This is a genomic window from Sphingosinicella sp., from assembly GCF_052388015.1.
Lineage (GTDB): Bacteria > Pseudomonadota > Alphaproteobacteria > Sphingomonadales > Sphingomonadaceae > Allosphingosinicella.
Window position 1 is genome coordinate 17,592 of the sequence record NZ_JBQTIN010000041.1, and the last position, 11,890, is coordinate 29,481.

Annotated in this window: 9 protein-coding genes; 3 read left to right on the forward strand and 6 right to left on the reverse strand. The window is 70.0% G+C overall.

What is annotated here, in order from left to right; all coding sequences use genetic code 11:
• Positions 1–10 precede the first annotated feature (10 nt).
• On the reverse strand, positions 11–670 hold the full coding sequence (locus tag ACT4N3_RS03270) for a DUF4893 domain-containing protein (RefSeq protein WP_444853774.1): 660 nt from the start codon (positions 668–670) through the stop codon (positions 11–13).
• Positions 671–803: 133 nt separating this feature from the next.
• Between ACT4N3_RS03270 and ACT4N3_RS03275 the strand changes: the two genes are divergently transcribed.
• Complete coding sequence (locus tag ACT4N3_RS03275) at positions 804–1,283, forward strand: hypothetical protein (RefSeq protein WP_444853775.1); 480 nt, start codon at positions 804–806, stop codon at positions 1,281–1,283.
• A 3-nt stretch (positions 1,284–1,286) separates the two neighbouring features.
• On the opposite strand, the gene ACT4N3_RS03280 is transcribed toward ACT4N3_RS03275, so the two are convergent.
• Positions 1,287–2,042: a 3-hydroxybutyrate dehydrogenase gene (locus tag ACT4N3_RS03280; protein WP_444853776.1), complete on the reverse strand. Its 756-nt coding sequence runs from the start codon at positions 2,040–2,042 to the stop codon at positions 1,287–1,289.
• 92 nt (positions 2,043–2,134) lie between these two features.
• Here ACT4N3_RS03280 and ypfJ point away from each other — a divergent pair, with 92 nt between their 5' ends.
• Positions 2,135–3,040 carry a KPN_02809 family neutral zinc metallopeptidase gene (gene ypfJ / locus ACT4N3_RS03285; RefSeq protein WP_444853777.1) on the forward strand — a complete coding sequence of 302 codons (906 nt, stop codon included), beginning with the start codon at positions 2,135–2,137 and terminating at the stop codon, positions 3,038–3,040.
• Positions 3,041–3,104: 64 nt separating this feature from the next.
• Positions 3,105–3,977: an alpha/beta fold hydrolase gene (locus tag ACT4N3_RS03290; RefSeq protein ID WP_444853778.1), complete on the forward strand. Its 873-nt coding sequence runs from the start codon at positions 3,105–3,107 to the stop codon at positions 3,975–3,977.
• A gap of 177 nt (positions 3,978–4,154) precedes the next feature.
• On the opposite strand, the gene ACT4N3_RS03295 is transcribed toward ACT4N3_RS03290, so the two are convergent.
• The 4 genes from ACT4N3_RS03295 to smc all read right to left on the reverse strand — a co-directional run bounded on the left by ACT4N3_RS03295 (position 4,155) and on the right by smc (position 11,888).
• Entirely contained in the window at positions 4,155–6,191 is a 2,037-nt protein-coding gene (locus tag ACT4N3_RS03295; protein ID WP_444853779.1) for a TonB-dependent receptor, read from the reverse strand.
• Positions 6,192–6,512: 321 nt separating this feature from the next.
• Entirely contained in the window at positions 6,513–7,865 is a 1,353-nt protein-coding gene (locus tag ACT4N3_RS03300; RefSeq protein ID WP_444853780.1) for a cytochrome P450, read from the reverse strand.
• Positions 7,858–8,424 carry a hypothetical protein gene (locus tag ACT4N3_RS03305; RefSeq protein WP_444853781.1) on the reverse strand — a complete coding sequence of 189 codons (567 nt, stop codon included), beginning with the start codon at positions 8,422–8,424 and terminating at the stop codon, positions 7,858–7,860. The genes ACT4N3_RS03300 and ACT4N3_RS03305 overlap by 8 nt, the downstream gene beginning before the upstream one ends.
• 23 nt (positions 8,425–8,447) lie before the next feature.
• The gene (smc, locus tag ACT4N3_RS03310; protein WP_444853782.1) at positions 8,448–11,888 is read right to left on the reverse strand and encodes a chromosome segregation protein SMC; all 3,441 of its coding nucleotides are present in this window, start codon (positions 11,886–11,888) and stop codon (positions 8,448–8,450) included.
• Positions 11,889–11,890 lie beyond the last annotated feature (2 nt).

Below are 11,890 nucleotides of genomic sequence, written 5' to 3' on the forward strand. Positions count from 1 at the left end.
CGCGGGCTCCTCATCGGCGGGGTGTGAGCTCGATCACGTCGAGCAGGGATTCATGGGCCGGGCGGGGCAATACGAGGCGCCAGCGCCGCTCGCCGATCCGCTGGACCAGGCCGATCAGGTCGCGGTCGCGGTCGACGCCATACTGATAGGCGCGCGCCTCGTCGGTGAGCTGGAGCGTGCCGAGGAAGACGAGCCTCAGCTCATTGTCCGGATAGAGCCGGCCGATCGGCCGCTGCCCGCCGCCGAGTCGGGCGAAGGTCATCCGCGCATCGATCGCGCCGACCCGGCAGGGCGCCGCCGCTTCCGCGGAGAAGGACGGAACGAGGCCCGGCTCGCGGCTGCCCAGCTTGATCGTGCGGCAGAGATAGTCGCCCGGCGGCAGAGCCGGGTCGTCGACGGCGAGGTCGGGATCGAGCAGCGCACCTTCGGCGGCGATCGCCGCCTCGTGACCTTCGCCGCGCGCCTGGGCCAGCGCCTCGACCCAGGCGTCGCGCCAGTCGCGCAGCCGGCGCCGGTCCGCCTCGGTCGCGATCCGGCGCCAGTTGGGCCGCGCCGGCAGGCATGCGGGCGGCGCATCGCGAACGAATGGCGCCGGCTGAGCCGGCGTCGCCTCGCCTTGCGCGGCGCAGGGCTGGGCCGCGAGCGCGGCGGCGAGGAGCAAAGCGGCCATCGCCAATCCTTGCGCCAGAACGGCCGCGCCCGGCAAGGGCGCGCGGAAGCCGTTGCGCCCGGCCCTGTTTCATTGCACGACCGGCATGGGCGCCTCGGCGTCCTGGGCTCGGTTCAGATCAAGGGGGTTCGTCATGGATATCGCACGCACGCTCGCCGTCTTCACTGCCGCCGCCATCGGCTGCGCGGCCGTTCCCGCCGCCGTCGCGCAGGACGTCAATGGGGAGCCCAATTACGGGACGGTCAGCCTCCGCTCCGGCTTCCTGCCCGATCCGCATGTCATCCCGCTCCAGTCCGGCGGCGATATCGATGTCGGCCGGCTCAACGCGAACTGCCGCGGCTTCATCACCAACGCCCCGGACGTGCGGCTCAACTACACGGCCGGGACGCTGCCGCTCTACATCTCGGTCGATTCGAGCGCCGACACGACTTTGGTCGTCAATGGCCCGGACGGCGAATGGTATTGCGACGACGACGGCGGCACGCGCGGCCTCAACCCCTCGATCCGCTTCGAGACGCCGCAGAGCGGTCGCTACGAAATCTGGGTCGGCACCTATGGCAGCGCGACCTTGCGCAACGCCCGGCTGAACATTTCGGAGCTGTACAGCCAGTAGGCGTCAGGCGGCCGTCCAGCCGCCGTCCATGCTGAGGTTCGCGCCGGTGATGCTGGCCGCCTCGTCGCGGCAGAGGAAGAGGGCGAGCGCGGCGACCTGATCGACGGTGACGAACTGCTTGGTCGGCTGGGCGGCGAGCATGACGTCGTTGATCACCTGCTCGCGGGTCAGGCCGCGCGACGCCATGGTGTCCGGGATCTGGTTCTCGACCAGGGAGGTCCAGACATAGCCGGGGCTGATGCAATTCACCGTCACGCCGGCCCGGGCGACCTCGAGCGCGACCGTCTTGGTGAAGCCGGCGATGCCATGCTTGGCGGCGACATAGGCCGACTTGTTCGGGGACGCGACGAGGCTGTGCGCCGAGGCGGTGTTGATCACCCGGCCCCAGCCCTTCGCCTTCATCGTCGGCAAGGCCAAGCGGGTGGTGTGGAAGGCGGCGCTCAGGTTGAGCGCGATGATCAGGTCCCATTTCTCCGGCAGGAAGGCGTCGACCGGCGCGACATGCTGGGTGCCGGCATTGTTGACCAGGATGTCGATCGGGCCCGCCTCGGCCATCATCGCCTCGATCGCCGCCGGATCGGTGAGGTCGGCGCCCGAATGGGTCGCGTTGAGCTCGTCGCACAATCGAGCGATCTCGTCCGCCGCGCCGAAGCCGTTCAGGATGACGCGCGTCCCCTCACCGGCGAGCGCGCGGGCGATGGCGAGGCCGATTCCGGAGGTGGAACCGGTGACGAGCGCAGTCTTGCCTTGAAGGAACATCATTGGCCTTTCGAGTGTCTGGAGATTAAGTCTGCTCTGACCAGCGGCGGCGTGCTTGGCAACCGTCCGGTCTCTTGAGGGAGAATGCCGCCATGCGCTTCGGGGATCGCCAGACCAGCGACAACGTCGAGAGCCAGCGCGGCCAGTATTCGGGGGGCGGCGGTGGTGGCCTCGGCGGCGGCGCGGGCATGCTGATCAGCCTGGTCGCCAGCCGCTTCGGGATCGGCGGCGTCCTCGTCCTCATCGTCCTGTTCCTGATCTTCGGCGGGCTGGGCAGCCTGACCGGCGGCGGCGACCGCGTCGCCGGGCCGGCGCAGCAGCCGGGCCAGCCGCAGGCGCAGACCGGCAATGTCTGCCAGTCCGATCCGATCACCCGTTTCTCCTGCCAGGTGCTGCGCTCGACCGAGGAGCGCTGGACCGAGATGTTCCGCGAGACGGGCCGGCAATATGAGGTGCCGCGGATGGTGCTCTATACCGGCGGTGGCCGCTCCGGCTGCGGCGCCGCCAACGCGCAGATGGGGCCGTTCTACTGCCCCGCCGACCATCGCATCTATCTCGACACCAGCTTCTTCCAGGAGCTGGAGCGGCGCTTCTCCGCCCCGGGCGACTTCGCTCAGGCCTATGTGATCGCGCACGAGGTCGGCCATCACGTCCAGACCATCACCGGCACGTCCGATCAGATCCGCCGCGCCCAGCGCGCCGTCGGCGAGAGCGAATCGAACGCGCTTCAGGTCCGGATGGAATTGCAGGCCGATTGCTATGCCGGCGTCTGGGCGGCGCGCGAGCGGGTCGCGCTCGAGCCGGGCGACATGGAGGAGGGGCTGCGCGCCGCCTCGGCGATCGGCGACGACACGCTGCAGCGCGCCGGCGGCGGCGCGGTGGTGCCGGAGAGCTTCACCCATGGCAGCGCGGCGCAGCGCCAGGAGGCGCTGATGCGGGGCTTCAACGGTGGCGGCAACCCGCAGGTCTGCGCCACCTACACGCAGGGGATTCGCTAACTGTATTAGCGTTGTAATACGGGCGGAGGCGAGCCAGACGCGCGCCATCTACGGGGAGAAGGTCATGATTCGCGCGTTCGCCTTGCTGCTTCTGCTGATCGCCGCGCCCGCCGCCGCGCAAGGAACCTTCACCAGCGAACGGATCGGGGTGAGGGTGCAAGGCTCGGGGCCGGACGTGATCCTGATCCCCGGCCTCACTTCGTCGCCCGATGTGTGGGCGAGCACGGTCGCCGCGGTGCCCGGCTATCGCTACCATCTCGTCCATGTCTCCGGCTTCGCCGGCCGGCCGGCCGGGGCCAATGCGAGCGGACCGGTGGTTGCTCCGGTCGCCGAGGAGATCGCGCGCTACATTCGCGAACAAAGGTTGAACCGGCCCGCCTTGGTCGGCCATTCGATGGGCGGCAGCTGGGCGATGATGGTCGCCGGCCGCCATCCCGAACTCGCCGGGCGGGTGATGGTCGTCGACATGATGCCGTTCATGGCGGCGATGTTCGGCGGCCCGGGCGCGACGCCGGACAGCATCCGTCCGATGGCCGAGCAGATGCGGGCCGGCATGGCGAGCAGCCAGGGCGCGGCGAGGCGCCAGCGCATCGAGCAGACGATCGCCTCCATGGCCCGCACTGAATCGGAACGGCCGGCTCTCGTCGAGCAGGGCATGACCAGCGATCCCGTGGTCGGCGCCCAGGCCATGTATGACCTGATCGTCACCGATCTTCGCCCGGAGGTCGCGCGCATCCGGGTGCCGTTCACCGTGCTCTGGGTGCGGCCGCCCAACGCGCCGGTGACCGAGGAGCAGATGACCGGCTTCTATGCCATGTCCTATGCCGGCGCGCCGCATGCTGTGGTGCGGCGGGTACCCAATTCCTACCATTTCATCATGCTGGACGAGCCGGAAGCCTTCCAGCGCGAGCTTCGGGCGTTCCTGACAGCGCGCTGAGCGCCGAACCGCCTTGCTGAAACGAAAAGCGCCGGCGTGGCGGCTGCGTGCCACGCCGGCGCGGATGGACGCGCAATTGGGGAGAGCCGCCCATCTTGAGCGGCGCGCAGTGACGCAGCGCGCCGTTCGATTCAGCAATGTCACTGCTGCGAATGATTTGCAATAGCTATTCGTGCATCAGAATCGGACCCGCACCGTACCGCGCGCCGCGATCGGCGCTCCGGTCGTGATGTTGTTGTCGTTATGCGCGGTCGGGAAATAAGTCTCGTCGAACAGGTTCTCGACGTTGACCTGCGCCTCGATGCCCTCGCCCAGCTGGACGAACAAGGCGGCATCCACCCGCGTGTGGGAGGGCAGGACGACGGTGTTGCTGATCGAGGCGTAGCTCTCCGACTGATGATGCACGCCGAGGCCAACGCCGATCAGCGGGCTGAAATCATAGCGCGTCCACAGCGAGACCTGATGTCTCGGCACCTGCGCCACCTCGCGTCCGGCCGGGGCAGCGGCGGTGGCGCGGCGGATCTCGGCCTCCTGCAGCGCGTAGCCGAAGCTCAGCTGCCAGTTGCGCGCGATCTGGCCGGCGGCTTCGAGCTCGATGCCGCGGCTGCGTTGCGCGCCGGTGAGCACCACCTCGCCCGGATTCGCCCCGGCCGCGCGCGTGTTGGCGCGGTCGAGCTGATAGGCGGCGGCGGAAACAAGAAGGCCCGGACGCGGTTCCCATTTCACGCCGACCTCGTAATTGTCGAACCGCTCGGGCTCCAGATTGGCTCCGGTCACGTCGAGCGAGTTGAACTGGTCGCCCGATTGGGGGAGGTAGGACCGGCTGAAGCTGCCATAGATCGACACCTGCTCCACCGGGTGGAAGACGATGCCGAGCCGCGGCGACCAGAGATTGTCGGTGCGCGCGGTGTTGACGCCGGTGATGAAGTCCCGAACCCTGATGTCGAAGCGGTCGTAACGCAGCCCGGCGATCAGCTCGATCGGCCCGATCTCGATCTGATCCTGGATATAGAATGCCAGAATGTCGGCGTCGCTCTCGGTCGCGCGTTGGCCAGTGCCAGGTCGGAACGTGATCGGCGGGATCGCGATCGGATCGGCGAGATTGACCGTTGTGCGGCGACCGCCCTGGGTCGTCGGCACGCCGGAATCGAAAAAGCCGTTGAGGCGCTGGTTGCCTGTATCCTGCTGCCCATACTCGAAGCCGGCGAGAATGGTGTGGCGCACCGGGCCGGTCGCTACCTCCCAGATGAGGTCGGTCTGGCTGAACAGGTTCTCGCGCTGGAAGGCATCGAAATAGGCTTCGATACCGACCTGACGGACGCCCAGCGCATTGGTGGTGACCGATGTCGCCGCGAACGCGTTGCGGTAGAATTTGTCATAGTCGGCATAGAGCAGCCGGCTGACCAGGGTGAGGTCCGGTGTGAAGCGGTGCTCGATCGTACCGCGCAGGACGTGGCCTTCGAAGCCGAGATCGTTGACGCCGCGCGCGCCGAAGAAGGTGTCGCGAAAGCCGGCGAGCGGTGGCGCGGGATCGGCGAGAGTGCCGGCGCGCGCCGACGGAATGCCACGGTCCACCACCCGTTCGTCATCGACATATTCGTAGGACAGATTGATCCCGGTGTCCGGGCCGGGAAGGAAGCGTAGCGCCGGATTGGCCGCGATCAGGCGGCCCTCATAGACGTCGCGATGGTTCGCGAACTCCTCGTAGACGGCGTTGAGGCGGGCGGCGACATTCCCTGCAAGCGGCTGGTTGAGGTCGGCGTCGACATGCCAGGCGCCGAACGTATCCAGTGAGGCGCTGGCGCCGATGGAGGTCTCGAATAGCGGCACCTTGGTGACGCGATTGATGACGCCGCCGCCGCCGCCGCGGCCGAAGATCATCCCATTGGGGCCGCGCAGCACCTCGACCCGCTGCAAATTATAGAGCGGGCGGTAATATTGGATGTCGTCGCGCATACCGTCGACGAAGAAGTCGGCGGTCGAGTTGTTGCCGCGCAACGTGACCTGGTCGCGATGGCCCTCGCCCTGGCCGATCATCGTGCCGGGGATATAGCGCAGCACATCCCCGATCGAACGCATCGCCTGGTCGTCGATCTGGCGTTCGGTGACGACGCTAATCGCTTGCGGGACGTCGCGCAGCGGGGTGTCGGTTCGAGTCGCGGTGCTGGTCGAATCCGCGCCATAATTGTCGCGGGTGCCGGTAACGACGATCACGCCCCCCACTGAGCCTTGCTGATCAGCGGAGGCACTCACGGCCGCATCGCCAACCGTTGTCGAGTTACCTGTGGCGGCGAAGGCCGGGGTCGCCAGAGCCCACGCGAGTGTGAGACAGGAAGCGGAACGCACGAGCATTTGGGGAACCCCTTATTGTCTTGCAACAGGCCGCCTAGTGCTGTTGCGAATTATTCGCAATATACTTCGTAACGGACGAAGGATGAGGGAGCGCTGGTCGTGATGTGGCTGCGGAGCCGCGGCTGGCGCGCGGTACTGGAGAGGAAGCGCAAGGCGAAGCTGACGCCGCAGCCGGCGGAATGATCAGCGCGGACTGAGGACGAGCGGCAGTCCGCCCTTCGGCCTGAGCGTCACCATGCCGGACAGCCGAACGTCGCGGCCCGGCGTCGGCGCGAAGCGCCAGCGGACGAGCCAGTGGGCGAGCACGGTCAGCGCCTCGGCCATCGCGAAACGCGCCCCGACGCACAGCCTCGGGCCGCCGCCGAACGGGAGATACTGGAAGCGGTGGCGATTTGTCTCAGGCTTGAAACGATCGGCGTCGAAGCCGTCGGGATCGTCCCACAGCGCCTTGTGGCGATGGATCAGCCAGGGCCAGATCGAGATGATGTCGCCGGGCCCGACCTCGGCCTCGCCCAGCCGGTCCGCCGCCACCGCCTGCCGGTCGAAGCGCGGCACCGGCGGACAGAGTCGCATCGATTCCTCGATCACCCGGCGCAGCAGCGGCAGCCGTTCCGGGAGATCAGTATCATCCTCGCCGGCGGCGAGCGCCTCCCGCGCCTCGACGGCCACCTCGTCCTGCAGGTCCGGCTGCTCGGAGAGCATGAACAGGGTCCAGGTGATCGCATTGGCGGTCGTCTCGTGGCCGGCCAGGTAGAAGGTGGCGGCATTGTCGACCGCGAGCTCGAACGCCTCGCCGGTCTCGAAGCGCTCGTGGAGCGCGCGGATCAGACGCCCGAGGAAATCGTCCGGCCCACCGCCTGGGAGACGGTCGCGCACGACCGCTGCAAGAGTCCCGCGCAGAAAGTCGCGGCTTCTGCGCGCCCGCCGGCCTCGCAGGCTCCACGGCATCAGCGGCAGGCCGAGCAGGGCCTGGAGCCTTTGCTCGCTCACCCCTTCGAGCGCGGCGGCGATATGGTCCATCGCCGCCTGGGTGGTCAGCCGCCCATCGCCCGCGAACAGCGCGTCGGCGATGATCCGCATCGTCGTCGCGGTCGCCTCTGCCGCCATGTCGCGGCGCTCCGCCGCCCAGTCTTTCGCCGCGCGTTTCGCCGCCGCGGCGAAGACCGGGATCAGCGCATCGACCGCCCCTGGCGCGAAATTCGCCGCGACGATCTTCCGCTGCTCCCGCCACAAGTCGCCGTCGGAGGAGAGCAGGCCGCGGCCGATGGTCGGCTTCAGCAGCGTCTTGACGATGTCCGGCTTCACATAATTGGCCGCGTTGTCGAGCAGCACCCGGCCGACAGCCTCCGGCGTCAGCGGAATATGGACGTTGTAGCCGAACACCTTGCGCCGCATGTAGGGCAGGGTGAAGGCAAGCTCCGACCAGCCATAAACGGCCGTCCGCGCCCGCTCCCCGACGAACCCGCGCCACACCGGCACCGGCCCGGTCGAGCGCGGCGGATGCGGCGGGACGAAGCGGGTGGCGGGTTCAGTCACGCGGCCGAAAGGTCAGCATCTCGACGATGTCCGGTGGATCAGCATCGAAACGGCGCAGCGCGGCAAGCAGGCTTGCGTGATCAGGGAAGCGGCAGTCGAACAGATCGTCCTCCTGCCGGCGGAATGGGGTCGCGCCGGCCGCTTGGGCGATTTCCGTCGTCGGCCCCGGCACGCAGGCCGGTACGCTCAGGCGGAAGGTGCCGTTGGCTTCGCGCACGAGGACCGCATAGGCATTGCGCCCGCCGCTGCGATCGTAATGAAGCGCGCGGACGATCCAGGCGACGAACCTGTCGCGGCTGTCGGGCAGCGGCGCGAAGCCCAGGACCATGACCGTGGCCACGCCCGGCTCCGGCGATTGTTCGGTAATCGTGGTGAGGCCGTCCGGCCGGATTGCCACCTGGACGACGCCGTTCTGCCGTGGCGCGTTCGGCCCTTCCGTGAAGGTGAAATCATAACCCCCCGCCGGAATCGCGGGCACTGCATCGGCGGGCTGGTAGAATGGCCCGCCCGTCCAGCAGCCCGCGAGCAGCAGAAGGCCACAGAGAAGAAGGGCGCGCATCGGGCGCGACGATAGCCGGACGGTCACTCCGCCGCCAGCAGCCGCTCCGCGCTGCCCAGATCGACCGAAACCAGCCGGCTGACGCCTTTCTCGATCATCGTCACGCCGAACAGGCGGTGCATGCGGCTCATCGTCACCGCATTGTGAGTGACGATCATGTAGCGGGTCTCGGTCTCGCCGGTCATCCGGTCAAGCAGGTTGCAGAAGCGCTCGATATTGGCGTCGTCGAGCGGTGCATCGACCTCGTCGAGAACGCAGATCGGCGCGGGATTGGTGAGGAAGAGCGCGAAGATGAGCGCGATGGCGGTCAGCGCCTGTTCGCCGCCGGAGAGCAACGTGAGGGTGGCGAGCCGCTTGCCCGGCGGTTGCGCCATGATCTCGAGGCCGGCTTCCAAGGGATCGTCGGATTCGATCAGCTCGAGATGCGCCTGCCCGCCCTCGAACAAAGTGGTGAACAGGCTGCGGAAGTGGCGGTCGACCTCCTGGAAAGCGGCGAGGAGACGGACCCGGCCCTCGCGGTTGAGGCTGCCGATCGAGCCGCGCAGGCGGTTGATCGCCTGGCCCAGCTCCTCGCGCTCGGCCTGGCTGGCGATCCGGCCTTCCTCCAGCTCGGTCAGCTCGCTCTCGGCGACCAGATTGACCGGGCCGAGCCGTTCGCGGTCCTGCGTGTGCCGCTCCAGCCGGGCGGATTCGGCCGCGACTTCGGCGATCGAACCGGCGTCGAAGCCGGCGCGCTCGGGGAGCGAAGGCGGCGGGCATTCGAACTTCTCGCCGGAAATGCGCGCCATCTCGATCCGCCGCGCGTCCTGCGCTTCGGCCCGCGCCGCCGCGCCGGCCCGCGCCTCGCGCGCCGCGGCCAAGGTCTCGGCGACCTCGGCGAGCCGCGCCTCCGTCGCTTTCAGCTTCCCCTCGCCGGCGCGCTCGTGCGCGGCGGCGGCCTCGGCGGCCTCGGCGGCGGCGGTCGCTTCGCCGGTCAGGCTCGCGATCTCGCCGTCGAGCCGCTCCGGCGCCGCAGCGAGCGTCTCGGCCTCCTGCGCTGCCTCGTCGATTCGCCGCGTGACCTCCGCGTGGCGGGCGGTCGCGCGCTCGGCGCGGGTCTTCCAGTCGGCCTGCTCGGCGGTCGCGGCCTCGGCGCGCTCGCGATCGGCGGCAACGGCGCGGGCATGGGTCGCGGCTTCCGCTCGAACTTCGGCGAGCGCTTCCCGCGCGACCTCGGCCTCTTCGCGCCGGGTGGCGACAGTCGCCGCGCTTGCCTCGGTGTCGGGGAGGGCGTCGACGGCCGCCTGCGCTTCGCTGAGCGCCTGCGCCGCCTCGGTACGATCCGCCTCGATCTGCTGGGTGCGCTCGGCGAGCGCGGCGCGGCGCAAGGCCAGCCGTTCGATCTCCATGCCGGCCTGATCCTCGGCGCGCTGAGCGTCCCGGATCGCGGCGGTCGCCTCGGTCTCGGAGCGCCGCGCCGCTTCACCGGCTGCGCGCGCCGTGTCGGTTGCCGTGCGCGCCTTTTCGCTGCGATCTTCGGCGTCGGCGACCTTTGCTTCGGCCCCTGGCAGCGCCTGCTCGATCGCAGCGAGCCGGTTGACGCGCACCAGCCGCTCCGCGGCGGCGGCGCCGAGCCCGTGCGCGACATAGCCGTCCCAGCGCCTCAGCCTGCCGTCGCGGGTCACCAGCCGCTGCCCGACCGCGAGCGCAAGGCGGCCGTCATCCGCTTCGACGACGCCGATCTGGGCGAGGCGGCGAGCGAGCGCGGCAGGCGCCCGGACATGATCTCCAAGTCGCTCGCAGCTCGGCGGCAGCGTAGGATCGCTCGCATGCGCCTGGGCTCCCGCCCAGCGGCGCGGTCCGTCGCCGGCGAGGTCGGCGTCGAGATCCTCACCCAAAGCAGCGGCAAGCGCGCGCTCATAGCCCGGATCGGCGACGACGTGGTTGAGCGCCCGGTCGCCGCTCTGCCGGTCGAGGGCCTCGGTCAGCGCCTTCGCCTCGGACCTGAGCGCGGCGAGCGCGGCGCGGGCGGCAGCGGCGTCGCTCTCCGCCGCGTCACGGGCGGCGGCGGCGGCCTGGCGCTCGGTCTCTGCCTTGGCGAGCGCATCGGCCGCGGTCGCGAGCTGCGTTTCGGCCTGCTCGCGCGTGCGCCGTGCATCGGCCAGCGCGCGTTCGGGATCGGCCTCGCCGCCAAGCTCGACCGTCTGGGAGGCGAGCCGCGCCGCCCCTGCCTCGGCGCGTTCGTGGCGCTGGCGGGCGGCATCGCGGGCAGCGGTCGCGACGCGAGCCTGCGCCAGTTCCGCCGCCTCGACCGCGCGCGCCTGGCCGAGCGCCGTCTCGGCGACCTGCGCCGCGCTTTCCGCCTCGACCGACCGGACGTCGATCTCGCCGCGCCGTGCCGTCGCCTGATCCAGCCGCGCCTGAATCGCGACCAGCTCCGCTTCGAGCCGCGCCATTGCGGCCGATGCGTCCTCGCTGAGTTGCGCCTCGCGCGCGAGATCGGCGCCGAGCGTCTCGCGCCGCGTCGCCAGCTCGGCGATCCGCCGCGCCACGCTATCGCGTTCGGCGCGCAGGGCGGCGAGCTTGTGGCCCAGCCCGGACGCATGCTCGCGCGCCGCTTCCGCCGCCTTGCGCGCGGTGGCGAGCTCGGCGGCGGCGTCGGCCTGGTGGGCGGCAGACGCCCGCTGCGCCTCGCCGGCGGCGGCGACCGCCTGCTCGGCCGCCTCGGCCTCGCGCCGCGCGGCCTCGGCCGCCTCGGCCGCCTCGCGCCAGCGGGCGAAGATCAGCCGGCCTTCGGCAACCCGGATCTGGTCGGACAATTTGCGATAGCGATCCGCCGCCCGCGCCTGGCGGCGCAGCGCCGAAGCGCGCAGCTCGGTGTCGGCTAGCAATTCGTCGAGCCTGAGGAGATTGGCCTCGGCGGCGCGGAGCTTCTGCTCGGCGTCCTTGCGCCGGACATGCAAGCCCGCGACGCCCGCCGCCTCCTCCAGCAGCAGCCGGCGCTCGGTCGGCTTGGCGGCGATCACCGCCGCGATCTTGCCCTGGCTGACCAAAGCCGGGCTGTGCGCCCCTGTCGCCGCGTCGGCGAACAGCAGCGCCACGTCCTTCTGCCTGACGTCCCGGCCGTTGACGCGATAGGCGGAGCCCGCGCCGCGCTCGATCCGGCGGGTGATCTCGATCTCGCCGACCGATGCGACCGATGCGTCGCCGCCGATATCCCCCGCCTCGCGCTCGGCGAGCAGCGAAACCTCGGCGAAGTCGCGCGCGGGCCGGAGCGCCGTGCCGGCGAAGATCACGTCGTCCATGCCGCCGCCGCGCATCGACTTGGGCGAGCTTTCGCCCATCACCCAGCGGATCGCCTCCAGCACGTTGGATTTGCCGCAGCCGTTCGGGCCGACGACGCCGGTCAGGCCGGGCTCGACCGTCAGCTCGGTCGGCTCGACGAAGCTCTTGAACCCGGAAAGCTTGAGCCGTCTGACCTTCACCT